The sequence below is a fragment of the Luteibacter sp. 329MFSha genome (assembly GCF_900111665.1).
Taxonomy (GTDB): Bacteria; Pseudomonadota; Gammaproteobacteria; order Xanthomonadales; family Rhodanobacteraceae; genus Luteibacter.
Genome location: NZ_FOJE01000005.1, coordinates 241,862 through 267,708, shown reverse-complemented (window position 1 = coordinate 267,708; position 25,847 = coordinate 241,862). Strand labels below are relative to the sequence as shown.

General features: G+C 68.3%; 15 protein-coding genes. 7 read left to right on the top strand and 8 right to left on the bottom strand.

All coding sequences use genetic code 11. The features are described from left to right. Positions 1-97 precede the first annotated feature (97 nt). Positions 98-2,833 (top strand): TonB-dependent receptor, encoded by a 2,736-nt coding sequence (locus BMW54_RS18180; protein WP_090059004.1) that lies wholly within the window; start codon positions 98-100, stop codon positions 2,831-2,833. A gap of 164 nt (positions 2,834-2,997) precedes the next feature. After that, complete coding sequence (locus tag BMW54_RS18175) at positions 2,998-5,271, top strand: family 20 glycosylhydrolase (protein WP_090059002.1); 2,274 nt, start codon at positions 2,998-3,000, stop codon at positions 5,269-5,271. Between the two features lie 137 nt (positions 5,272-5,408). On the opposite strand, the gene BMW54_RS18170 is transcribed toward BMW54_RS18175, so the two are convergent. Continuing rightward, positions 5,409-9,695, bottom strand: coding sequence for a DEAD/DEAH box helicase (locus BMW54_RS18170; protein WP_090058999.1), 4,287 nt, complete (start codon positions 9,693-9,695; stop codon positions 5,409-5,411). A 147-nt stretch (positions 9,696-9,842) separates the two neighbouring features. On the opposite strand from BMW54_RS18170, the gene BMW54_RS18165 reads away from it, so the two are divergent. Both BMW54_RS18165 and BMW54_RS18160 read left to right on the top strand, forming a co-directional pair. Continuing rightward, positions 9,843-12,065: a glycoside hydrolase family 3 C-terminal domain-containing protein gene (locus BMW54_RS18165; protein ID WP_090058996.1), complete on the top strand. Its 2,223-nt coding sequence runs from the start codon at positions 9,843-9,845 to the stop codon at positions 12,063-12,065. A 618-nt stretch (positions 12,066-12,683) separates the two neighbouring features. Beyond that, a complete protein-coding gene (locus tag BMW54_RS18160) occupies positions 12,684-13,457 on the top strand; it encodes a transporter (RefSeq protein WP_090058994.1) in 774 nt (257 codons plus the stop codon). Here the strand turns inward: BMW54_RS18160 and BMW54_RS18885 are convergent. The 3 genes from BMW54_RS18885 to mprF form a co-directional block, all read right to left on the bottom strand. After that, the gene (locus BMW54_RS18885; RefSeq protein WP_175472927.1) at positions 13,454-13,618 is read right to left on the bottom strand and encodes a hypothetical protein; all 165 of its coding nucleotides are present in this window, start codon (positions 13,616-13,618) and stop codon (positions 13,454-13,456) included. The genes BMW54_RS18160 and BMW54_RS18885 overlap by 4 nt on opposite strands. A gap of 637 nt (positions 13,619-14,255) precedes the next feature. Next, complete coding sequence (locus tag BMW54_RS18155; protein ID WP_254779454.1) at positions 14,256-15,050, bottom strand: virulence factor; 795 nt, start codon at positions 15,048-15,050, stop codon at positions 14,256-14,258. An 8-nt stretch (positions 15,051-15,058) separates the two neighbouring features. Further along, positions 15,059-17,653 carry a bifunctional lysylphosphatidylglycerol flippase/synthetase MprF gene (gene mprF / locus BMW54_RS18150; RefSeq protein ID WP_090058988.1) on the bottom strand — a complete coding sequence of 865 codons (2,595 nt, stop codon included), beginning with the start codon at positions 17,651-17,653 and terminating at the stop codon, positions 15,059-15,061. A 242-nt stretch (positions 17,654-17,895) separates the two neighbouring features. Between mprF and BMW54_RS18145 the strand changes: the two genes are divergently transcribed. Then, on the top strand, positions 17,896-19,842 hold the full coding sequence (locus tag BMW54_RS18145) for an LTA synthase family protein (RefSeq protein ID WP_090058986.1): 1,947 nt from the start codon (positions 17,896-17,898) through the stop codon (positions 19,840-19,842). Between the two features lie 213 nt (positions 19,843-20,055). On the opposite strand, the gene BMW54_RS18140 is transcribed toward BMW54_RS18145, so the two are convergent. Continuing rightward, entirely contained in the window at positions 20,056-21,477 is a 1,422-nt protein-coding gene (locus BMW54_RS18140) for a nicotinate phosphoribosyltransferase (protein WP_090059091.1), read from the bottom strand. A gap of 41 nt (positions 21,478-21,518) precedes the next feature. Then, positions 21,519-22,220: a pirin family protein gene (locus BMW54_RS18135; protein WP_090058983.1), complete on the bottom strand. Its 702-nt coding sequence runs from the start codon at positions 22,218-22,220 to the stop codon at positions 21,519-21,521. 197 nt (positions 22,221-22,417) lie between these two features. On the opposite strand from BMW54_RS18135, the gene BMW54_RS18130 reads away from it, so the two are divergent. Next, positions 22,418-23,425, top strand: a complete 1,008-nt coding sequence (locus BMW54_RS18130; RefSeq protein WP_090058980.1) for an LLM class flavin-dependent oxidoreductase — start codon at positions 22,418-22,420, stop codon at positions 23,423-23,425. Positions 23,426-23,431: 6 nt separating this feature from the next. Next, positions 23,432-23,848 (top strand): putative toxin-antitoxin system toxin component, PIN family, encoded by a 417-nt coding sequence (locus tag BMW54_RS18125; RefSeq protein ID WP_090058977.1) that lies wholly within the window; start codon positions 23,432-23,434, stop codon positions 23,846-23,848. Between the two features lie 469 nt (positions 23,849-24,317). On the opposite strand, the gene BMW54_RS18120 is transcribed toward BMW54_RS18125, so the two are convergent. Both BMW54_RS18120 and BMW54_RS18115 read right to left on the bottom strand, forming a co-directional pair. Continuing rightward, positions 24,318-24,965: a DUF6348 family protein gene (locus tag BMW54_RS18120; RefSeq protein ID WP_090058975.1), complete on the bottom strand. Its 648-nt coding sequence runs from the start codon at positions 24,963-24,965 to the stop codon at positions 24,318-24,320. 28 nt (positions 24,966-24,993) lie between these two features. Beyond that, positions 24,994-25,824 (bottom strand): DUF72 domain-containing protein, encoded by an 831-nt coding sequence (locus BMW54_RS18115; protein WP_090058972.1) that lies wholly within the window; start codon positions 25,822-25,824, stop codon positions 24,994-24,996. Between the last annotated feature and the right edge of the window lie 23 nt (positions 25,825-25,847).

Below are 25,847 nucleotides of genomic sequence, written 5' to 3'. Positions count from 1 at the left end.
CGTTCGAAAAACCGGGTCGAAAGACCCTTCGATAGCAACGAGGCACGGCGCGGCCGCGAAACCCGTCGTCGCCTTCATCCTCTGAGGGGAGGACATCATGTCGCATCGTAGAAACCTGCTGACGGCGAGCATCATCGCCGGCCTGTGCTGTATCACCGGAACCGTCGCCGCGCAGGACGCGTCCGGCGCGACGGCGAAGCCGCAGACCGCCCAGGAGAAAGCCGAGGCCGCCAAGGCGGCCGAACTCGAGGGCATCACCGTCACCGGCATCCGTGCCAGCCTCGAGAAGTCGCTCGACACCAAGCGCAACGCCGACGCCGTCGTCGAAGCCGTCACCGCCGAGGACATCGGCAAGTTCCCGAACACCAACGTCGCCGAAGCGATGACGCAGATCCCCGGCGTCACCATCGATCGCCAGTTCGGCCAGGGCGATCGCGTGTCGATCGACGGCACGGATCCCAGCCTAAACCTCACGTTCCTCAACGGCCAGCCGATCTCGCAGACGCCGTGGCAGTACGGCGCGCAGCCCAACCGCGGCTTCGACTTCACCATGCTCGCGCCGGAAATCGTGGGTCGCCTCGAGGTATACAAGTCGCCGGAAGCGCGCCTTCCCGAAGGCAGCCTCGGCGGCACGATCCTGCTCCACACGCTCAAGCCGCTCGACCTGCCGGCGAACACGATCCGTGGCTCGTTCGGCCTGAACTACAACGACCAGGGCACCGCGGGCACGCGCCCGAACGCCTCGGCGCTGTACAGCTGGAAAGACGCCAACAACATCTTCGGCATGATCGCCTCGATCCAGCATTTCGAGGAGAAGATCGATCGCCAGGGCTTCGAGATCTTCAGCTACAGCCCGGTGTCGAAGTGGGCGCCGAGCCCGGCCGTGGCTGCCGGCATCGCCAACGGCACGCTCGATCCCAACGCGATGGTGCCGGACGAAGTGAACTCGGCATGGTTCCAGCAGAAGCGCAAGCGCGACACCGCGACCCTGGGCTTCCAGATCCATCCGACGAACAACTGGGACATCGACATCAACAACCTGTTCGTCCGGGAGAACTTCGACAACTGGAACCAGTCGCTGTATCCGTTCACCGGCGCGACGCCGGGTAACGTCACCAGCTTCATCCAGGGCCCGAACGGCGTCGTGACCGGCGGTCATGTCTGCGGCAACGATTCGCCGAACTGCCCGGCCATCGCGCAGGGCACCTTCGACAGCAACATCCGCAAGTCGGTCGTCCGCACGTCGGCGTTCGACCTGAAGTCGGAATACCGCGGCGAAGGCTGGAAGCTGGGCGGCGCGGCGGGCTACAGCAAGGCGCGCAACGACAACATCTCCCAGGCGGTGATGGAGCCGGTGTACGCCGGCGGCTACACCTGGGACATCAACCGCGGCTTCAACTTCGACAACCCGGCGGCCGCGCGCGATCCGGCGAACTGGCACATGGGCGACGTCGACGGCCTCGGCGGCTGGCCCGGCAACTATGGCGACTACTCGGCCAGCTCCCGCGATACGTACGGCCAGCTCGACTTCTCGAAGTACTTCGACTCGTTCTTCAACGAAATCGCCGTGGGCTACCGCTGGAACCGTCACGAAGAAGGCATGCAGGCGCACGTCTACGGCGGCAACGCCCCGACCAACCTCGCCGAACTCGGCACCAGCGGCTACACCGACACGCTCGACGCGTTCGGTGGCGCGCTGAACGGATCGTCCAGCCACATCATCCCGGATCGTGACGCGCAGTACGCGTGGGTGCGCAACACGAACCAGGGCAGGGAAGATCCAGGCACGTACCTCAACGGCACGTACAAGCTGATCGAGAAGACCAACGCGGCGTACATCCAGGCCAACTTCGCCGGCGGCGGCTTCCACGGTAACGTGGGCGTCCGCTATGTCGACACCAAGACCGACGGCACCGGCTTCAACTACAGCGGCGCCCCGGTCCTGCCGGCCCCCGCGGGTTCGTGGCAGACGTCGTCGCGCACGACGAAGAACTGGCTGCCGAGCCTCAACGTGGCGTACGACCTGACCGACGACGTCGTGCTGCGCGCGGCGGCCGCCAAGGTCATCGCCCGTCCGCCGTACAACATGCAGGTGAACAACCTGTTCCTCAACGACTCGGTGCTCACCGGCTCGGGTGGCAACCCTGACCTGAAGAACTACAAGTCGAAGAACTACTCGCTCGCCGCGGAGTGGTATTTCGCTCCGCAGTCGTACCTCGCCATCACCGGGTTCTACAAGCAGATCGACAACTACACCGTCGTCGACTCCGCCAACGAAACCCAGTTCAACTCCGGCCTGCAGAACGATCCGACGACGTTCGCACGCCAGGTGGCGCAGGGCCTCTGCACGCCGGACGGCTTCTGCACGTACTCGATCAGCCGTCCGCGCAACACCGGGTCCGGCAAGGTGCGCGGCGGAAGCGTCAGCTACCAGCAGGCGTTCTGGGATACGGGCTTCGGCGTCACGGCGAACTACACCTACGCCAAGGGCACGCTGGATTCGGGTGGCGCGCTGCCGTACAACTCGAAGAACTCGTACTCGGTGAGCCCGTACTACGAAATGGGCCCGTTCAGCGCCCGCATCACGTACAACTGGCGCAGCAAGTACCTCGCGGGCGGCTACATCGCCGGCGCGCCGCCGGCCACCACGGCCGACTACGGCGACCTCGGCGCCACGCTCGGCTGGAAACTCAACCAGCAGGTGTCGTTCACGCTCGCGGGCATGAACCTGACCAACGAGAAGTACAAGCAGTACCTCGGCGTCACCTCGATGCCGGCGGCGAAGTACACCACGGGCCGCCGCTACATGGCCTCGGTGCATTTCGACCTCTGACACACGCGACGGAACGCGGCCACGGACGGCCGCGAACGCGATACCTCGATGCTTCATTCCCCTCGGGCCCGACGCCTCTTCATCGGGCCCGTTTTTTTTGCCGGGTAGCGGCGCTCCCGTTTCCCCGCCACAATCGAACGACTTCCGACCGACAGGATCCCCCGATGCGCCGAATCCTCCTCCTCGCGATGGCCGCCGGCCTTGCCGCATGCGCCAGCCAACGGAAACAGGAGGCCGCACCGGTCGACACCGCGCCACTCTCGCTGATTCCCATGCCGGCGCAGGTGCAGCGCGTTCCCGGTCATTTCCGCCTCGATGCGATGACCACGATCGGCGTCGCGGCGGGCGACACGCAGGCGAAGCACGTCGCGACGCAGCTGCAGGGATGGATTCGCCAGGCACGAGGCATCACACCCGCGATCGTCGAAGGCAAGGGCAAGGGCGGTATCTCGCTCGCGACCGTGTCGACGGTGAAGGGTCGCGAGGCGTACACGCTGGATGTCGACGGCAACGGCGTGCGCATCGCCGCGAACGACGAAACAGGTCTCTTCTATGGCGCCGTCACGTACTGGCAGCTGCTGACCGATCCCGCCGCGCAGAACGGCGTGCCGGGCGTGCACATCGTCGACGCGCCGCGATTCGAATGGCGCGGGCTGATGCTCGATTCCAGCCGCCATTTCCAGTCCGTGAGCGACATCGAGCACCTGCTCGACCAGATGGCGATGCACAAGCTCAACACGTTCCACTGGCACCTGACCGACGACCAGGGCTGGCGCCTGCAGATTGAGAAATACCCGAAGCTCACGGAAACCGGCGCGTGCCGCAAGACCGTGGGTCCGGACGTCGCGCTCACCGGCGACGTCGACAAGCCGTATTGCGGCTTCTACACGCAGGACGAGGCGAAGCAGATCGTCGCGTACGCCGCCGAGCGTCACATCACCGTGGTGCCGGAGATCGAGATGCCCGGTCACGCGCAGGCGGCGGTGGCGTCGTATCCGAAGGTGGGCGCTGGCGCGAAAAAGCTCGGCGTCTCGACGGACTGGGGTGTCAACACCGCGCTGTACAACGTCGACGATGGCACGTTCACGTTCCTGCAGGACGTGCTCGATGAGGTGATGGCGATCTTCCCGTCGACGTACATCCACGTCGGTGGCGACGAAGCGGCGAAGGACGAATGGGAGCGCTCGAAGACGGTGCAGGCGAAGATGAAATCGCTGGGCATCGACGACGAGGAGAAGATGCAGGGCTGGTTCATCGCGCGCATCGGCACGTACCTCGACAAGCACGGCCGGCGCCTGATCGGCTGGGACGAGATCCTCGACGGTGACGTGCCCGCCAGCGCCACCGTGATGTCGTGGCGCGGCACCGCCGGCGCGATCAAGGCCGCGAACGCCGGCCACGATGTCGTCATGGCGCCGTCGCCGACGCTCTACCTCGACCGCCTGCAGTCGACGCTGCCCGACGAGCCGCCGGGCCGTCCGTCGGAGCAGACGCTGAAGACCCTCTACGATTTCGACCCGGTGCCGACGGAGATCGCCGCGAACAAGGCGAACCACGTGCTCGGCGCGCAGGTCACGGTGTTCACCGAATACCTGCCGAACTGGTATCGCACCCAGCATGCGATCTTCCCGCGCATCGCCGCGCTCGCCGAGCGCACGTGGTCGCCGAAGGCCGACTGGAACGGCTTCGTCGCGCGCCTGCCGGCGCAGATGTCCCGCTATCGCTCGGCCGGCATCGTGCCTTCCGACGGCGCGTTCGCCGTGGCGATCGCGGCCGATGGCGCCCCCGACGGCAAGGCGAAGGTCACGCTGTCGAACCAGACCGGTTACGGCACGCTCCGCTACACGACCGACGGCTCCGCGCCCACCGCGCAGTCCGCCGAGTACACGGCGCCGTTCGATGTCGATCTGCCGACCACCGTGCGCGCGAACGCGTTCGCCGGCGGTTTCGGCCTCGCGGGGCCGCGCGATCGCGAGATCGATGCGAAGTCGCTGCTGCGCCGGACGAGCGACGAGCTCGACATGTGCGGCGACAAGCTCGTGCTTCGCCTCGAGTCGCCGAACGCCGTCGACGGCAAGCGGCCGGTCTACAAGGTCGACATCATGGACACGTGCTGGAAGTGGAAGAACGTGAAGCTGGATGGGCGTTACGGCGTTTCCGTCACGGTCGACCGCCTTCCGTACAACTACGCGCTGTGGAAGGACGCTGCGGGCATCGTCTCGCGCAAGGCGCGCTCGGCCGCGGGCGAGCTCGAAGTGCGCCAGGACACGTGCGACGGTCCGAAGCTGACGACGATCCCGCTGGCCAAGGCGAAGGACGGCCGCGCCACGCTGGACGGCATCCTGCCCAAACGCGAAGGCACGCACGACCTGTGCTTCGTGATCACGGGCAAACCGGGTCCGAAGCTGTGGGTGCTGGGCGACGTGCAGCTGCGCTGACCGTTGCCCGCTGCCGCGGGATCGCCGATGCGATCGGCTCCCACCCTTCGGTAGCTACGTTGGCACGAGAAGCTCGCCTACCGAAGGGTGGGAGCCGATCGTATCGGCGAAAGCCAACGGAGCGGCGACGCCGGGCGTCAGTGAACGAGGTTGCGCATATCCGCCCTGCGCTGCAGAGCGCCCCGTGCCTCGCGCTCGTCGTCGCCTTCCAGCGGCGTGAGCGCGACGAACTTGCCCGCCACCATCGCGGCGAGGGGCACGCCATCGCGGATCGCCAGCCGGTTGCCGATCACGGCGGGCACCTTCGCCGAACCGGCGAGGATCGATCCGATCAGGTTCAGCGGGTCGGTGCCCGCGATGCAGACGATCTCGCCGTCGTGCGGCCGGTGCCGGATCTGCCGTAGCGCCGCGAGCGCCTCGGGCAACGCGAACTGCTCGCCGACGAGGCCATCGACGAACCGGCCGCCACGGATCTCGCCGCGCGCTTCCAGCCGATGGTAGACGCGGCGCAGGTCGCGCCACGCGGGAAGCCATGCCGCCTCCCGCTCCAGGATCCGCCAGCTGACCACGCCGTAGCGGCGCAGCAGCGTCCGCGCGATGTGTTCCAGCCCATCGGCATCGTTGCGTTGCTCGCTCGCGCGACGTGCGAGCGACCAGCGCCCCGCGTCCTCGATGCCGCTGAGCATGTGCCGGCGCGTGCGCCGATGGCGGCTTCCGTTGCGCTTCGACGCCGGCAGCAGCAGGGCGCGCAGGCCCGCGAAGCTGTCGGCGGTGACGCGGCCCGCCGCGACGAGCTCGCCCAGCGCATCCTCGAGCTCCGTGCGAAGCAAGCGGGTGGTCGATGCGAGCTCGTCGAAGAACAGCGCGCCTTCGTCGCGCAGCGCATCGGCCACGGCCTGCGCTCGCGAGGACAGCGCCACGTCGTCGGTCGCGGCCGGCGCGGCGGCCGACCACACCGGCAGCTGGCGACGTGGCAGCAACACGATCGGCGTCGAGCGCACCGGTCCGCCGCTGCCCGTGCCCAGGCGCAGGCGGCTCCAGACGACACGGCCCGCCCGACACAGATCGTCGAGCCAGCCGATGCCGTAATCGGAAACGCGCGACGGCAGCAGCTCGGTTTCCCATGCGCCCGCCGCGGCTTCGAAGCCTTCGAGCTGCCCGATCGTGCCGGCGAGCGCGTCCGGGCCGGTGACCTGCGTGGCACGGGTGACATGCTGCCAGTCGAGCAGGAAGCGATAGAAGTCGCGCGGCGCCACCGGCTCGATCTCGCGACGCAGGCGCCCGATCGTGTAACGGTGGATGCGCGCGAGCAGGTGACGTTCGCACCATTCGACGTCGGTGACGCCGGGCGAGAACGGCCCGCGCATGACATAGCCTTCGGATTCGAGCGCACCGAGGGCGAGCTCGACATCGGGCAATGGCATGCCCAGCGACGCGGCGAGCGCGTTCGCCGGCACCGGACCGAGACCGCCGAGGCGCCCGCGCACGATGTCGATGAGCGCCGATGCCGGCGTCCAGGTCTGCGCCGCGTAGCTGGCCGGTGCCGCGATCGCCGGCGACATCGCGGCGACGGAAACCATCGCCTGCCACGCCGGCAAGCGTTCCGCGGCGACCCAGAGCGCATGGTCGCCGTGCGTCAGCAACGTGGCCCGCGCGTCCTTCGCCAGCGCCGTGAGCAGCTTCGCCCATCCGGCGTTCTCGCGTACCTCGTCCTGGGTGATCGCGCCCAGCTGTACGAGGGCCTCGTGCATCTCGTCGGCGCTACGCGCCTCCGGCCACGCCTCGAGACGCACCGCGTCGATGGCCTCGGCATCGAGGCGGCCGAGGTCGTCGGCCGTCTCGGCCTCGTTCCAGCGGCGCGACTGCACCGCCTGCGTGCGCCGCTCTTCCAGTGGCGCGTCGTCGAGAAACGCATACGGCGCGGCGCTCAGCACTTCGGCCGCGAGCGGCGACGGCGTGGCGAGGTCGCGCGCGACCATCGCGATGCGGCCGGACTCGAGCCCACGCAGGATCTCGAGCAGGCCTTCGCAATCCATCGCCTCGTGCAGGCAGTCGTCCAGCGTCTGCTTCACCAGCGGATGGTCCGGCACCTCGCGTTCGCCCACGAGGTTTTCCGCGCACGCGACCTGATCCGGGAACACGGTGGCGAGGAGATCCTCGCTCTTCATGCGCTGCAGCTGCGGCGCGACCTTGCGGCCACCCGTGAAGCGCGGCAGCGCGAGGGCGGTCGTCGCGTTCCAGCGCCAGCGCACACCGAACAGCGGCGCATCGAGCAATGCCTGGATCAGCACATGCTCCGCCGAATTCGAATGCAGGTAGCGCGCGACCTCCTCCAGAGGAAAGCTGTGGCTGGTGGAAAGCGACAGCACGATGGCGTCTTCGGTCGCGGCCGCCTGCAGTTCGAAATTGAACTTGCGGCAGAAGCGCTTGCGCAAGGCCAGGCCCCATGCGCGGTTGATGCGGCTGCCGAACGGCGTGTGGATGATCAGCTGCGTGCCGCCGGACTCGTCGAAGAAACGCTCCATCACGAGCGTGTCGCGGGTCGGCAACGCGCCGAGCGCCGCGCGTGCGCGGAACAGGTAGTCGACGATCTGTTCGGCGGCCGCTTTCGGGAGCGCCAGCTCGCCGGTGAGCCAGCGGAAGGCGCCTTCGCGGCCGTCCGCGTCGAACGCCGCGGCGATCTCGCCGCGCAGGCGCGACACGCCGAGCGACAGCTCGTCGGTGCGTCCGGGTGCCTCGCCCAGCCAGAAGGGAATGTTCGGCGGCGCGCCCTGCGCGTCTTCCACGCGCAGCCTGCCCGCCTCCACCCGCATGATTCGGTACGAGCGATTGCCGAGCTGGAAGACGTCGCCGGCGAGGCTCTCCACCGCGAAATCCTCGTTCACCGTGCCGACGATCGTCGACTGGGGTTCGAGCAGCACGTTGTAATCGCCGGTGTCGGGAATGGTGCCGCCCGACGTGACGGCGGTGAGCCGTGCGCCGCGACGCTCGCGCAGGCGGCCGTTCACCGCGTCGCGGTGAATGTACGAACCGCGTGGCCCGATACGCGTGGTGAAGCCTTCCGACAGCATCCTCACCGTTTCGTCGAAACGTTCGCGCGTCAGCGCGCGGAAGGGGTAGGCGCGGCGGATCAGGTCGTACAGCGCGTCTTCGTCCCACTCCTGGCAGGCGACCTCCGCCACGATCTGCTGCGCGAGCACGTCGAGCGGCTCGTCCGGCATGATCAGCGCGTCGAGTTCGCCGCGGCGCACGCAGTCGAGCAGCGCGGCGCATTCCACGAGGTCGTCGCGCGAGGTCGGGAACAGGCGCGCCTTCGGCGTTCCGCCCACGGCGTGACCCGCGCGGCCGGCGCGCTGCAGGAACGCGGCGATCGAGCGCGGCGAGGCGATCTGGCAGACGAGGTCGACGTCGCCGATGTCGATGCCCAGCTCCAGCGACGCCGTGGCCACCAGCGCGCGCAGTTCGCCGCGCTTGAGCCGCTGCTCGGCGTCGAGGCGTTGCTCGCGCGACAGGCTGCCGTGGTGCGCCGTGACGGCTTCCTTGCCCAGGCGCTCGGACAGGTGCCGCGACACGCGTTCGGCCATGCGTCGCGTATTCACGAATACCAGGGTGGTGCGGTGTTGCTCGATGAGGTTGCCGAGCCGGTTGTAGACCAGTTCCCACATGTCGTTCGACATCACGGCCTCGAGCGGCACCGGCGGCACTTCCAGCGCGAGATCGCGCTTGCGCGTGTGACCGATGTCGACGATGGCGCAGTCCTCGCGCTCGCCGCCGGTGAGGAACGCCGCGACCTTCTCGATCGGTTTCTGCGTCGCGGAAAGACCGATGCGCGTGATGCGGCGCTGCGCGAGCGACTCCAGGCGTTCGAGTGAGACGGCGAGGTGGCTGCCGCGCTTGCTCGCCGCCACGGCGTGGATTTCGTCGACGATCACCTCGCGCACGTCGCGCAACATGGCGCGCCCCGAATCCGAACCGAGCAGCACGTAGAGCGACTCCGGCGTGGTGACGAGGATGTGCGGCGGGCGGCGCTTCATCTTCTCGCGGTCGGACGACGGCGTATCGCCGGTGCGCACGGCGGTGCGGATCTCGAGGTCGGGCAGGCCGCGCGCGCGGAGCGCCTCGCGGATGCCGGCCAGCGGCGCCTCGAGGTTGATGCGGATGTCGTTCGACAGCGCCTTCAGCGGCGAGACGTAGAGGATCGTGGTGCGATCGCGCAGACCGCCTTGCTCGACGCCTTCGCGCACGAGGGTGTCGATTGCGGAGAGGAACGCGGTGAGCGTCTTGCCCGAGCCGGTGGGCGCGGCGACGAGCGTATGCCTGCCCGAACGGATCGCCGGCCACGCGGCTACCTGCGCGGGCGTGGGCTCGAGGAACGCCTCGCCGAACCACGCGGCGACGGCGGGATGAAAGGCGCTGAGGGTCATCGACTTTTGTGAATTCATTGAATCACTTAAGTGGGGTCCGGGGGCCTCGATGGCAAGCGTCGAGCGTACCGCGACGGCGTCTCGCGGGTTGCGATAAAGCCGTTACTTGGCGATGGTTGGCCCTTCCTCGCCGATCGACCGTGCCCCATGTCCGAGTTCACCCGCCGCACCACCCTCGCCGTCGCCCTCGCTGCAGGCCTCGCCGGTTCCGCCCATGCCGCCGCGCCGGCGGACAAACCGTGGATGGATCGCTCGCTGAGCCCCGACCGCCGCGCGGAACTGCTCGTCTCCGCCATGACCGACGATGAGAAATTCCGCCTGATCCGTTCCGATTTCGGTCTGGCCAGCGACAAGCACGGCGTCCCCGAAGGCGCCGTCGGTGGCGCCGGCTACGTACCCGCCCTGCCCCGTATCGGCCTGGCCGCGATCAATGAAACGGACGCGGGACTCGGCGTGAACAAGCCGGGCATCGACGGCAAGGGCGCGATCTCGCTGCCGGCCGGCCTCGCGACCGCCGCGAGCTTCGATCCCGCCGTCGCCCACGCGGGCGGCCGCATGATCGGCGGCGAGGCCCGTGGCAAGGGCTACGGCGTGCTCCTGTCCGGCGGCGTGAACCTGGTGCGCGATCCGCGCAACGGCCGCAACTTCGAATACGCGGGCGAGGATCCGATCCTCGCGGGCACCATTGTCGGCGCGGCGGTGAAGGGCATCCAGGAGCAACGGATCGTCGCGACGGTGAAGCACTTCGCCATCAACGACCTGGAAACCGGCCGCAACACGCACAGCGCGGACATCGATCCGGTCGCGCTGCGCGAGTCGGACCTGCTGGCCTTCCAGATCGCCATCGCGCACGGCGATCCGGGCTCGGTCATGTCGGCCTATAACCGCGTCAATGGCGTCTACGCCGGCGAGGATGCCTGGCTGCTCACCGACGTGCTCAAGAAGGAGTGGGGCTTCAAGGGCTTCGTGATGTCCGACTGGGGCGGCGTGCACAGCGGCGCCAAGGCCGCGCTGGCCGGACTCGACCAGGAATCCGCCGGCGAGGTGTTCGACAAGGAGGTGTACTTCGACAAGCCGTTGCGCGCTGCCGTGGCGTCGGGCGAGGTGCCGAAGGCGCGCCTCGACGACATGGCCCGCCGCATCCTGCGCAGCCTCATCGCCCATGGCGTCATCGACGATCCCATTCCCACGAAGCCGGTCACGCCGGTGCCGTACGCGGCCGACCGCATCGTCGCCCGGGACGCGCTGGAAGCCGGCGCGGTCCTCCTGCGCAACGAAGGCTCGCTGCTGCCGCTGGCGCGCAAGGGTCAGTCGGTCGTCGTGATCGGTGGCCATGCGGACAAAGGTGTGCTGGCTGGCGGAGGCTCGTCCACGGTCACCGACGAGGGCGGCGACCCGGTGCCCGGGCTCGAACCCACCGGCTGGCCGGGCCCGGTCCGCTATCACGCGTCCGCGCCGCTCGCGTTCATGCAGAAGCTGGGTGGCAAGGTGACCTTCGATCCGGGCACCGATCCCGCGGCGGCCGCGAAAGCCGCCGCGGCCGCCGATGTCGCCGTCGTCTTCGTCACGAAGTGGGCCGCCGAGTCGTACGATGCGCCGGACATGTCGCTGCCGGATGGGCAGGACGCGCTGGTGGCCGCCGTCGCGAAGGCAAACCCGAAGGTCGTCGTCGTGCTGGAAACCAATGGCGCGGTGAAGATGCCCTGGCTTCAGAGCGTCAGCGCCGTGCTGCAGGCCTGGTATCCGGGATCGGGAGGTGGCGAAGGCATCGCGCGGCTGCTCTATGGCGAAACCGCACCGTCGGGGCGCCTGCCGGTGAGCTGGCCGAAGGACGAATCGCAATTGCCGCGCCCCACGATCCAGGCCGCGGGCCTGTACTCGAAGGAAAAGCCGGCGGACAACATCGACTACACCATCGAGGGTGCCGATGTCGGCTACCGCTGGTTCGAGAAGACCGGGCGCGAGCCGCTCTTCGCCTTCGGCTACGGCCTGACCTACACGTCGTTCGCGTACAGCGATTTCGCCGTGGACAAGGACGCGACCGGCCGGGCCGTCGCGCACGTCACCGTGAAGAACACGGGCAAGACCGCCGGTGCGGACGTGCCGCAGGTCTACGTCGCCGCGCCGGACGGCGGCATGCGCCGCCTCGCCGGCTGGCACAAGGTGAGCCTGAAGCCGGGCGCGAGCCGTCGGGTCGACATCGCGCTGGAACCCATGGCTCTCGCCCGCTACGACGACAAGGGCAAGCGCTGGCGCGTCGCGCCGGGCACGTACACCGTGAAGCTCGGCCGCTCCGCCGCGGATTTCGCGGGCGAAGCGAAGGTCGACCTGTCGGAAAGCTTCCCGGTCCTCAAGGCCGGATCGCGCTAGGTCACGGCCCCGGCGGCCGTTGTGGGAGCGGACCTGGCCGCGACGGCTTTTTGCCCCGGTCCCCAAGGTGGCGCGCCAGCTCCGGGGCACGGCCTCAACACATGTCGCGCCCAGGTGCGCTCCCACAAGGGGGGGGGCCCGGCGGCCGTTGTGGGAGCGGACCTGGCCGCGACGGCTTTTCGCCTCGGTCCCCAAGGTGGCGCGCCAGCTCCGGGGCACGGCCTCAGAAGATGTCGCGCCCAGGTGCGCTCCCACAGGCGGGGCGCCGAGGCCGTTGTAGGAGCGGACCTGGCCGCGACGGCTCTTCGCCGCGATCCCCAAGGTGGCGCGCCAGCTCCAGGGCACGGCCTCAAGACATGTCGCGCCCAGGTGCGCTCCCACAAGGGGGGTGCCGAGGCGGTTGTGGGAGCGGACCTGGCCGCGACGGCTTTTCGCCCCGGTCCCGAAGGTGGCGCGCTAGCTCCGGGGCACGGCCTCAGACATGTCGCGCCCAGGTGCGCTCCCACAGGCGGGGCGCCGAGGCGGTTGTCGGAGCGGACCTGGCCGCGACGGCTTTTCGCCTCGGTCCCCCGTTCGTCGTGACGCGGTCGCGACGGTCGCGCTTGCCACAATCGCCGCATGACGCCACGCCCTCTCCTCGCCGCCCTCGCCCTCGCCGTCCTTTCGACGCCTACCTTCGCCGATCCGCCCGATTTCGACCGGCCGGGGGCCGGCTTCGCCACCACCGTGCTGCCCGCGGGCACGCTGGCGCTCGAACAGGGGCTGCCGACGTACGAGCGGGAGCGAAGCGACGGCTTCCTGGATCGCACGTACACGGCCGACAGCGTCATCCGCCTCGGTCTGGGCGGGCCGGTCGAGCTGCAGGTCGCTGGATCGGCATGGAACCGCCTCGAAGAACGCGGGATGGGCTCGCGGCGACATGCCACGGGGCACGGCGACACCAGCGTGGGCCTCAAATGGGCATCCCCGGGATCGGGCGACGCGGGCTCGTTCAGCTGGGCGGCGCTCGGCAACGTGACGTTCGACAACGGCGACGAGGACTTCGGCAACGGCGCGCGCGAGGTCAGCCTCGGCAGCACGATGCAGTGGAAGCCTGACGATGACCATCAGAACACGCTCTACGCGAACGTCGACCACCTGAAGGGGCGCAACACCTGGACCCTCGCGCCGACCTTCGGCCGCAAATTCGGCGATCAATGGATGGCATACATCGAGGCCGACGCCATCCACGACGCGGACGAGGGTAACGAGCTGCAGGCGGGCGGCGGGCTGGCCTATACCATCGGCGACCACCTGCAGCTGGACGCGTACGCCCTGCACCGGGTGGCGGGTCATGGGCCCTCGTTCATCGCCGGGCTCGGCGTCTCGATGTTCTTCGGCAGGAAGAGCTAGCGCCGGTTCGCGCGGCGCATGGCACGCAGCAGGATGACGGCCAGCGCGAGTCCGACGATCAGGCCGATACCGCCGCCCCAGACCGAGCCGGTCCGTCCATCGATGAAATAACCGATGGCGAAACCGATGAGTGCGATCAGGGGAACGGGAAGACAGCCCATGGGGCGAGCATACGCCAGAAAAGCATGGCCCTCGCGCTCACGCGGAGGGCCATGGCGACCGTCCCTTGGTCTGGCGGCCTCGGCCACCCGAACGCGGCCCGGCGAAGCCGACGCGGCGTTACCGCCGATGAAGGGGGGATCGATCCTTGCGCTAGGGACGGACGGCGTCCTGCCGTCGGATCGGTCATCGGCGATGTGTTGCCACGCCGATGTCGCCGGCGCGGCGTGACCGTAATGTTGCGTAGGTCGGCCGGCGGCGGATATAGGAGAATTCTTAAAATTAGTGCCGATTTGCCTTCGCCCGTGTAGGCGAAGGGCGGGTTTTACGCCAGGGCGTGGGATTCACGGCTTTTCTGCTCGTCCCTACGCCGCTCCGGGCGCGGCCTTTCAGGGCGAGTCGCCGGCGGCTTTGGCGCGGTCCGCTGCGGAATGCTCATGCCCCGACTGGCGAGACTACGCAGGCTCGCACCGTCGGACGACCCGTAATCCCGTTTGCCTGGTTCGCGTTGCATCGTTCATTTCTCCATTGCGCGCTCCACCCCGGGCGATCAGGTTGGTCGCAAAAGGCGAAATTTTCGGTGGCAGACCGGTGAACGTTGTGTGACAGGCCTTCACGCGCCGGAACGGCGATCGTCCGTTAAGGCGACGTCGACGCGGCCGCCGGCTGCGCGGGCATGCGCTGGATGAGCTCGGTCGCCAACGCTTCGTAGTTCTCGTCGAAATGGTGGGAGCCGGGCTTCCGGTAGACCGTGACGAACGATGGCAGCTTCGGATCGGTGCAGCCGCTGTCGTCCGCATCCTCGGCGCCGTAATAGCAGGCCATTGGCGGGTGTCCGCCCAGCGCGGCGATCGGCGGCACCGCATCGGTGTGCACGACCGGATTGAGCCACTGCAGGAAATTGTGCGTGTGGGTGGTCCACCAGCCCTGCTGCATGTAGCCTTCGAGTTCGATTTCGAAGTTCACGTCGCGGCTCGCGGAGAGCAGCACGAGCTGGCTCAGGCGCGCGCGGTTGTCGGGACGGAGTTTCCCCACGATGGTCGGCAGTACGTCGGCGCCGAACGAATAGCCGATCAGCAGCACGCGTTTCTTCTTCCAAAGCGCCGTGTAGCGATCGAGCAGGCCGTCGAGATCGTGCGCCGATTCCTCCGGCGACCGGTATCGCCAGAAGTACTTGAACGTGCTGACACCGGCCACGGGAATGCCGCGCGAGGTGAACACCGCACCCAGGCGCTGGTCGAGGTCCCACCAGCCGCCGTCGCCCGAGTAGATGACGACGAGCAGGTCTTCCTGTCCGGCCGGCGCCGTCGTGAGCGCGGGCAGCTCGACGGTGGATTTCTCCATCGACGCATGTGTCCACGGATGCCAGGCGAGCAGCGCGAGCACGCCCAGGGCGAGCAGGCCGAGCAGGGAATAGCGGATCGTTTTCTTCATGCGTCTCTTCATCGGCGGACGACGCCACCCAGCCCGCCGGAGATCAGGCTGGCGACGTTGGCCAGCGCGAGGGGAAGCGCGATGCCGCCGGGCACCGCGATGTAGCGCGGCTCCCACTCGGGATCGAACTTGTCCTTGTAGCGCTGCAATCCGCGGAAATTGTAGAAGCGCTCGCCGCGTCCGAACACCATGGCGCCGAAGCGGCTCCACAGCGGCGCGGTGCGCCGGTTCTGCAGGCCCGACAACGGCGCCATGCCGAGGTTGAACCAGCGATAGCCCTCGGCCTTCGCCCAGACCATCAGTTCGATGAACAGGAAATCCATGATGCCGGAGGGACCGTCCGGCAGGTGGCGCATGAGGTCGACCGAGGCTTCCTCCTTCGTGTCCGTCACGAACACGTTGGCGAACGCGACGGGCTCCTCGCCCTGCCAGACCACCGCCATCGGCGTGCGGGCGAGGTAACGCTCGTCGAACAGGCCGAGGGAGAAACGCTTCTCGCGGACCTTCTTGTCGCGCATCCACGCATCGGAGATGACCTTCAGGCGCGGCAGCAGCGCCGGCACGCCGTCGACCGGCACGATCTCCATGCGCAGGCCGTCGCGCGCCAGCTTGTTCACCGTGCCGCGCAGGGTCTTCTTCGACTTGCCGTCGAGATTGAACGACTCGAGTCGCACGCGCGCCTCCTCGCCGATCTTGAGCAGGCTCATGCCGACGTCGAGGTAGAGGTCGAGATCGCGTGGGCGCACCTGGTAGAACAGCGGCCACCCACCGGCGCGCTCGCATTCCTCCCGGAACGTCCAGACCAGCTCGCGGCGAACGTCCTCGTCGGTGCCGACCGGGTCGCCCATCGCCACCCAGCTGCGGCCTTCGATGTCGTACATGATGAAGGCGCGGTCATCCGGCGCGAACATCAGCATCTTGTCGCCGACGAGCGCGAGGTGCGCCTGGGCCGAATCGAAACCCTTGACCAGCGGCAGCGCGCGCACGAGTTCGGCGTCGCCGGGACGCGAGCGGCGCGCACGCGCCGGCCGGATCAGGTTGGCCAGCGCGACGAGCATCACGACCGCGGTCGCGCCGACCAGTGCCCGCAGTGCTCGCGGCGCGCCACCATGGCGGAAGCTGAACTCCCACCACAGGTTGTTGCTGTACTCGACGTGCTTGAAGCTGAAGAACACCAGCCAGGTGGAACAGGCCAGCACTGCACCGATCGCGAGCACCCAGCCGGGCGAGAACGACGCGCGGAACAGCGACGCGCGCCGGTAGAAATGCCGGTGGGCTGGCGCGAGGGCCAGCGCGAGCAGGGTCAGTAGGGTCGCTTCCTCGTAATCGATGCCCTTGAGCAGCGAGAGGATGGCGCCGAGGATCAGCAGCACGAGCGTGAGCACGTACGCAGCGTCGAGCCGGCGCTGCAGGCCGCGCGCGAGGATGAGCAGGAGCATGCCCACGACGCTGGACAGGAAATGCGAGACCTCCACCAGCGGCAACGGCACGAAGCCGCGGAGGATTTCCATGCGCCCCGGGATCGCCAACGTGGCGCCGGAGAACAGGAGCACGGCGCCCGACACGAGGGTGAGCCCGGCGAAGAACGGCGGAAGCAGGCTGCTGAACCACGGCGTGATCAGCGAGGTATGCCGCAGGGCGCGCACCTCGCGCCAGATCACCATGACGGTCGCGGTGCACAGCGGCAGGAGGTAATACACGAGGCGGTAGGCGGCCAGCGAGCCGAGGATCGGGGCCTCGAGTCCATGGTTTCCGGTGGCGCCGAAGCCGGCCAGCATCACGGCTTCGAAGACACCGAGGCCACCGGGTACATGGCTGATCAGTCCGGCCATCTGCGCCAGGACGAAGATCGCCAGGAAATGGCCGAAGCCGCCCGCGATCGCTTCGGGCATCAGCACGTAGAGCACGCCCGCCGCGAGGCCCCAGTCGAGCGCGCCGATCAGGATCTGCCGCGCCGCGACGACCGGGGTCGGCGCTTCCACCGAGAAGCGCCACACGCGCAGGGGCCTGCGCACCGCCACCGCGATGGCGAACCAGGCCAGGGGCACCAGCACGAGGACGATCGCCAGCGGAATCCGCCAGGCGGAAAGCGGCACCTCGGGAGGGATCGGCACGGCGAGCAGCGTCACGCCGGTGAGGGCCGCCAGCCCGAGCCAGAAGCTCAGCGTGGTGTACAGCACGACCCGCGCCACCTCGCCGGTCGTCAGGCCCGCCTGCACGTAGAAGCGGTAGCGGATCGAGCCGGAGACCAGCAGCGACATGCCCAGCGCGTTGGAGAACGCGTAGCTGATGAAGGAGATCAGCCCAACCCGCTTCGCCGGCAGCCGCTTGCCGATGCTGGCCAGCCCGAACCAGTCGTACAGCGTCATGACCCCGTACCCGGCCGCCGTCAGCAGGATCGCCAGCGCGATGTCGGTGTTGGGCAGCGCATGCACGTATCCGGCGATCTGCCGGTACGTCACCTCGCTGGCCATCGCGTGCAGGGCCCAGAGAGCCAGGCACAGCAGCGCCACCGAGAGCAGCGGTCCACCCGCGCGACGGAGCAGGGTCAGATGGAGGGCACGCCTGGCCAGAGGCTGATCGGTCGACGGGAGCTCCGCCATGGTTTCTTGCTCCACGTGCGCCGTGGCTCCGGTGGGTCGTCTCGTAAGGTCGTGTAGGTTGCCACAGAGACGGTAAACGCGGCAGGTCACGTTTTCTTGCGGCGGCCGATCGCGGATGGCCATGAACCGGATAGCCGACCAAAGCTTCGGCTAAGGATAAGGAAAGGGCGCCGTAAGCCCCTGCGCCTACCCTGCCCGGAAACGCCTGGCCTCCGAAGGGCCGTCACGATCCGAGAAGCAGCATGCGCGCGCCCCCGACCTCCGTTCAGACCCTGCGCCAGAGGTTCCGGCCGCTCGTGTGGTTCGGCGTCCTGTTCCTTGCCGTCGCCTTTCTCGTCCGCCTCGTTCTTACACTGCGATCCCGCCACGAGCTCCCGGGCGCGCCGCTCGAGTGGCTGTACGCGTTCGTCGCCGGCTTCGGCTACGACCTGGTGACGTTCGTCTACGTCGCCTGGCCCCTCCTCCTGGTGACGTGGCTCGTGCCGCGCCGGGCGTGGTCCTCGCGCTGGGGTGGCCGGGCGGTCGTCGGGCTGTGCGCCGTGCTCGCCTTCGCCACCCTCTACCTGGGCGCGGCCGAGCTGGTGTTCTGGAACGAGTTCAGCGCGCGCTTCAACTTCATCGCCGTGGATTATCTCGTCTACACGCACGAGGTCATCGGCAACATCCGCGAGTCGTACCCGATCGGCACCTGGTCGGCGCTGCTGCTGCTGGCGACCGTCGCCGTCATGGTGGGCAGCCGTCGCGTGCTCGTGGTGCGCGACGAAGGGTCGCGTTTCCTCCAGCGCGGCGCCGTGGTCGGCGTATGGTTGCTGCTGACCGTCGCGGTGAGCTTCGCGGTCGACGGGCAGATGAAGGACCGCTCGTCGAACCAGTACGTGAACGAGCTCGCCGGCAACGGCATCTACGAGTTCTTCGCGGCCTTCCGCGAAAACGAGCTCGACTACGCCAAGTACTACCCGACGCTACCGGACAAGGACGCGTTCGCGAACCTGCGCCGCCTGCTGAAGACGCCGGACGCGACGTTCACCACCGACGATCCGCAGGACATCACGCGAACCATCGTGGCGAATCGTCCGGAGAAGAAGCTCAACGTCGTCCTCATCAGCGTGGAGAGCCTGTCGGGCGACTACGTGGAAGGTCTCGATGTCAGCAAGCACAAGCACCTGATGCCGAACCTCGACGCCCTCGCGTCGAAGAGCCTGTTCTTCAGCCAGCTCTATGCCAACGGAACGCGCACGGTGCGCGGCCTCGAGGCGCTGGCGCTGTCCGTGCCGCCGACGCCGGGCGAGTCGATCGTGAAGCGGCCGAACAACGAAAACCTCTGGTCGCTCGCGGACGTCTTCAACGAGAAGGGCTACACGTCGGAGTTAGTCTACGGTGGCTACGGTTACTTCGACAACATGAACCACTTCTTCGCGAGCAACGGCTACAACGCCGTGGATCGCGACGCCATCGCCGACAAGGACATCCACGCCGAGAACGTCTGGGGCGTGGCGGACGAGGACCTGTTCACACTGGTCATGAAGCGCATGGACGACGCGTACGCGGCCGGCAAGCCTTACTTCGGACACGTCATGACGACGTCGAACCACCGGCCGTTCACGTTCCCGCAGGGGCGCGTCGACCTGCCGCAGGGCTCGCGTCGCGCGGCGGTCAAGTACACCGACTGGGCGCTCGGCGACTTCCTCCGCCGCGCGGCGACGAAGCCGTGGTTCGACGACACCATCTTCGTCATCACGGCGGACCATTGCGCGACGAGCGCGGGCAAGACCAGCCTGCCCGTCGATCGATATCACATCCCGCTGTACATCTACTCGCCGAAGCACGTCGCTCCGGGACGCGTCGATCGCCTGATGAGTCAGATCGACATTCCGCCGACGCTGCTGGGCATGCTCGGCTTCAGCTATACGTCGCGGTTCTATGGCTACGACCTCTTCCGGCTCGAGCCGGGCCGCGAGCGCGCGTTCCTGAGTACGTACCAGGAGCTCGGTTACCTGCACGGCGACCGGCTGACGTCGCTGATTCCGCGCCAGCCCGTGAAGCAGATGGTGCCGACGCTGCAGTCGGGCGACGCGGTGCCGGTCGAGCACAAGGATCAGCAGGACGCGCACGACGCCGTGACGTACTACCAGACGGCGGCGTACCTGTTCACGCACGGGTTGATGAAGCGCAACCCACAGGCGCGCTAGCGAAAACCGACCGCCTCGCCGTGGACCCCGGCGTGCGCCGGGGTGACGCTGGTCTCCGTCATAACGGCGCACGCCGGCCCCGGTCCACGAGGTCCGACGGCCCCGCCCTTTGTCGGCGCCCCGCGCCCGCTCCGACGTGTCGCAGGTCCCGTCATACCGGCGTACGCCGGTATCCACGTCCCCGGTCCACGAGGTCCGACGGCGCCGCCGGTTTCATCGCCCCGCGGCGGCCTTCTCGCGCACTTCGGCGAACGACCAGTCGCGCAGCAGTTCGCCGTTCTCCCACACCGTCTGCATGACCTCCTCCCAGCCGTGCTCAAGCACATCGGGCGGAAGCGAGACGGCGTCGCCGGGTAACGCGGCGGTGCGGTACGTGCCGTATTCGCGGTGGCGCAGGAGGGTCATCCGGCCGCGCTTGGACATCTTCCCCTGGTCCGTGACGGGATCCTTCCACACGTCGCGCCATGCGCCGTCCACGCGCGCCGCCGAACACTTCAATGCGAACTTCTGCGTGTCGCGCGTCAGCTTCTGCAGCAGCGCGCCGCCCATGCCGAACGCGAGGTTGTCGGCCGAATAGCCCGCGCCGACGATGCGCTCGAGGATCGCGCGGATGCTCTCCGGATTCACGCCGTCGCCCTGGATGACGCGGACGTGGTTGAGGACGCGAAAGCCCCTGCCGTTCACCGTGCTGCCGAAGGCCTCGTCGAGCAGGCTCACGCAGCGGTGCACCACCTCGACCGGGTCGCCCGAATCCGGACGCACGACGACCGTCGCACCCGACGCGATCACCTCGTCGCGCAACGCCTTGCCCCAGAGCTCGCGAATCGCGTGGTAGATGTCGTAGCTGTCCGACACCACGGCGACGAGCGAACCCGGCTTCGCGAAACGCCGCAGCATGTTCCTGTACGCGTCGACCTCGTGGTCGCGTCCCCAGCTGGTGATGGTGCTGTGCTCGGCGGCGGGAATGGAGAAGCCCGCCATCGGCTCGCCGTAGTAGGCGCGGGCGGCCAGCACGCCCGACACGGTATCGGTGCCGAGGAAGTTGACCAGGTGCGCCATGCCGCCGAGCCCGGCGGATTCCGCGCTCGACACGCCGCGCGCGCCGAAGTCGTGCAGTTTGAAAGGAATCTGCGCTGCGGCGTCGTCGGACGTCCGTTCGAGGTAGTGCAGGATCGTCCGCCGCGCCTGCCAGCTGGTCGTCGCCACCGTGACGGGATACCACAGACGTAGCAGCAGCGTTTCCAGGTAGGACGGCAGCCAGTACGCCGCGGGATCGGTGGATTCGACGGTCACCAGCGCCTGGTGCGTCGGCACGACGCTGCCTTCCGGCACCGCGCGCACGCGCACGGGGAGGCGGCCGCCATGCGTGTCAACGATGTGGCGCCAGCCGTCTTCGTTGAAGGGTTCGCCGTGGGCGGCGAAGAAGTCGCGCGCTTCGTCGACGTCCGCGTGCGTGACGCGGCGGCCGAGGCGGGACTTCAGGATGGCCTGGAGGCCGAAGAACACCGTGCTTTCGTACGTGCCGCCACGCGATTCCACGTAGAAGAACGTGGCGGCCGTTCCGGGCGGATACTGCAGCCAGTGGCTGGCCTTGTAACTGTCGGTGTCGAGGATCGGGTTGTCGAGATGAAGCATGCCGTGGGTCGTCATGACCCACAGCATACCCTTCGGTCGCCTTACGCGGCGGCGTCGACGAGCACCAGTTCCGCGTCGTTCGACGCGGTGATGCGCAGCACGTCCTCGTCGCGGATCGCCGCGCCGTCACGTGCGTTCAGCTGCACGCCGTTGACCTCGACCGTGCCCGTGGCCGGCACCATGTAGACGTGGCGGCCCTTGCCGACGGTGTACTCGACCGTCTCGCCGGCCTTCACCGTGGCGCCGAGCACGCGCGCATCGGTGCGGATCGGCAGGGCGTCGGTGTCGGCTTCGCTACCGCTGGCCAGGGTGACGAACTGGCCCGAGCGCTCGCCCTTCGGGAAGGGGCGGGTGCCCCACGACGGCGCCTTGCGCTCGCGATCGGGGATGATCCAGATCTGGAAGATCCGGGTCGTCTCCGGCTCGGCGTTGTACTCGGCATGGCGGATGCCGGTGCCGGCGCTCATCACCTGCACGTCGCCCGCTTCGGTGCGCCCCTTGTTGCCGAGGCTGTCCTCGTGGGTGATCGCGCCTTCGCGAACGTACGTGATGATCTCCATGTCCGAATGCGGATGCGGAGGAAAGCCGGTGCCCGGGGCGATGGTGTCATCGTTCCAGACGCGGAGCGCGCCCCAGCCCATGCGCTTCGGGTCGTGGTACGAGGCGAAGGAGAAGTGATGCTTGGCGTCGAGCCAACCGTGGTTGGCGCCACCGAGGCTGTCGAAACGACGGACGTCGATCATGTCGTGCTCCCCCGGGATTACCGGACTGGATGAGTGGATGGGTGTATTTTCCTCTTCCGTCCGCGCCGTGGCGCATCGCTTCCGGGAACGGATTGTTTCCCAAAGCCGACTTTATGGGTTGCAAAGCCATCCCCCGCGCCCATGTGGGAGGGATTGGCGGACCGTCCGCCGCCCCTTTTCCCCGAGGTGTCTTCCGGATGATCCCCTTCTCCGTGCTCGACCTGTCCCCCGTGATCCGCGGCGCCACGCCCGGCGACGCCCTGCGCAATTCGCGCGATCTCGCCATCCATGCCGAGGCGCTGGGCTTCCATCGTTACTGGCTGGCCGAACACCACAACATGACCGGCATCGCCAGCGCCGCGACGTCGATCGTGATCGGCTACGTGGCCGAGGCGACGAAGACGATCCGCGTCGGTTCCGGCGGCATCATGCTGCCCAACCACGCGCCGCTGGTGATCGCGGAGCAGTTCGGCACGCTCGCGTCGCTCTATCCGGGCCGCATCGACCTCGGCCTCGGGCGCGCGCCCGGTACCGACCAGGGCACCGCCCGAGCGCTGCGCCGTGCGCTCGGTCCCAGCGACGACCGTTTCCCGGAGGACGTGCAGGAGCTGCAATTCTTCCTCGGCCCGCAGCAACCCGGTCAGACCGTGCGGGCGGTACCGGGCATGGATACGAACGTGCCGATCTGGTTGCTCGGCTCGAGCCTGTTCAGCGCGCGCCTCGCGGCGGAGCTGGGCCTGCCGTTCGCCTTCGCGTCGCACTTCGCGCCGGACCTGATGATGAAGGCCCTCGAGGTCTATCGCACGATGTTCCGTCCGTCGGAAACGCTGGACAAGCCGTACGCCATGCTCGGCATCAACGTGGTCGCGGCGGATACGGACGAGGAAGCGCGCCGCCTGTTCACCTCGCAACAGCAGGCGTTCTGGAACCTGCGTCGCGGTGCGCCGGGCCAGCTCCCGCCGCCGGTCAACACGATGGACGGTGTGTGGACCCCGATGGAAAAGGCGCAGGTCGACCATGCGCTCTCCTGCGCCGTCGTGGGTTCGCCGGACACCGTGCGCGAAGGCCTCGCCGCGTTCATCCAGCGCACCGGCGCCGACGAGCTGATCATCACGGCGCAGATCTACGACCACGAGGCGCGCAAGCGCTCGTACACGATCGTGGCGGAGCAGCACGCGCAGCTGGCCGCGCGCGCGGCGGCCTGATCCCGAGTGCGGGTCGTCCTCGACACGAACGTCTGCCTCGACGCGTTCGTCTTCGACGACCCGCGTTCGGCGCGATTGGTCGCCGCGCTGTCCTCGGGTGAACTGGAAGCCGTCACGCGCGACGATTGCCGCGCGGAATGGCTTGCCGTGCTGCGTTACCCGGCGTTGAAGCTCGACGACGCGCGGATCGCTTCGTCGATAGCGCGTTTCGATGCGCTGGTGACGGCGTTGCCAGCCGGCGCCACGCGCACGTCGCTACCGCGTTGCCGCGATCCGGACGACCAGAAGTTCCTCGAACTCGCGGCCGACGCCGGCGCCGCGCTGTTGTTCTCGCGCGACGCCGAGGTGCTGCGCCTCGGCCGGCGCACGCGACGCGACGGCCTCTTCGCGATCCTCAAGCCCGAAGACTGGCCTCCGCCGTAGGAGCGCGCCCTGCGCGCGACATCTTTTCGCCGCGATGGAGGGCTCGCGCGCCAGCTCCAGGTCACGGCCTCAAAACATGTCGCGCCCAGGTGCGCTCCCACAACTGCCTCGAAGCTGGTCCCGGAGGGCCGCGACAGCTGTTCGCCCCGGTCCCCAAAGCTCCAGGTCACGGCCTCAAAGCTGGTCCCGCAGGCCGTTGTGGGAGCGGACCCGGCCGCGACAGCTTTTCGCCCCGGTCCCCAAAGCTCCAGGTCACGGCCTCAAAGCTGGTCCCGAAGGCCGTTGTGGGAGCGGACCCGGCCGCGACAGCTTTTCGCCCCGGTCCCCAAGCTCCCGGTCACGGCCTCAAAGCTGTTCCCGAAGGCCGTTGTGGGAGCGGACCCGGCCGCGACAGCTTTTCGCCCCGGTCCCCAAGGCTCCAGGTCACGGCCTCGAACGATGTCGCGCCCAGGTGCGCTCTCGCATCGGGTCAGTCCGCCGGCACCAGCGCGATGAAGTTGCGCAGGCTGTAATAGCGCTCGTGCTGTGGCCAGTCGACCGATGCGATGGCCTTGTGGCCGGCGGCCCAGGGCTCGTTGTCGAGGAGCACTTCGATCTGCGTCTTGCCGTTGCCCACGTTGCCGTAGAACACCCGGATCCAGTGCACGTCGAGCGTGAGCGGCGCCGTGGCGATCGCGGCCTCGAGGGCCGAGAGTCCGTCTTCCGGGATCTCCATGGGCGCATCCTTCTCGCCGCGCAGCGTGAAGTCGCCGACGAACACCGTGAAGCGCTGCGTGCCGGCGCTCAGTTCGCGCACGGCGAGCTTCTTGCCGTTCACCACGTTCCAGCAGGCGGCGAGCACGACGTGGAAATCGTTGCGCGCGAAGCTTTCCAGCGCGTCGCGGCAGCCCGCCTTGCCCTGGCCGATGCCGCCGAAGCTTTCCTCGATGGTGCGCTCCTCGTCCAGCACGATGTCGATGTCGAGGCGACCCATGCCGCCGTCCTTGCCTTCGTGCCAGATACCGCGCACGGCGGGATAGTCCTCGCCTTCCGTCAGCAGCCAGTCCTCGTCGGGCTCGAGGGCGACGCCATGCTCGGCGAAAAGATCGATCAGGGTGTTCTGGATGAGACGGTCCATGGGGCATCCGTGGAAGGAAAGGCTGCGATTATGCGCCGTCGGTAAGTCTACGCAGTGCGACCGCGGCCGAGGGATTGCGGACCTTCGCCGCGGCGATGAAGAACACGAAGACGTCGCGCGGTGCCGACGGAGCCTCGATGGCGGCCACGTGCGGCAGCGCCTCCGGATCGCCGCCCGCCGCCCATGTCGCGGCATGGTCCGCCCACGTGCGTAGCGCCTTCGGCGTGTAACCGGTCGCCCGATCGGCGACGCTTCGCATGAGGCGGGCGTAGATGAAGGGGCCCGTGATGTCCGCCATCGACGGGTAGTCCTCCGAGTCGGTAAAGACGGTGGCGACGCCGCGCTCGCGCGCGAGCGCCACCCAGCGCGGATCGAGGAAACTCTCGTGCCGCACCTCCACCGCATGGCGCAGGCGCAGGCCGCCGTGCTTCTCCGGCAGCAGATCGAGGAAGGCGGCGACGTCGTCCGGATCGAAGCGCCGCGTCGGCAGGAACTGCCAGAGCAACGGGCCCAGCCGGTCGCCGAGGGCGACGGCGCCGTCGAGGAAGGCCGCGATGCGCGTGCCGGTGGCGGCCAGCGATTTCGTCTGCACGATGTGCCGCGGCGCCTTCACCGAGAAGACGAACCCCTCCGGCGTCTGAGCGGCCCATCGGGCGTACGTGGCGGCGTCGGGCGCGCGGTAGTAGGTGCCGTTGATCTCGATGGCACCGACATGCGTGCTCGCGTATTCGAGCTCCCGCTTCTGCACCAGGCCCTCGGGATAGAACGGGCCGCGCCAGGCGGGAAATACCCATCCGCCCATGCCGGTGCGGATGCGTCCCGACGCTGGAGCGCCGGCCTTGCTGCGTTTCGTCGCCATGATCACGATGCTCGCAACGGTTG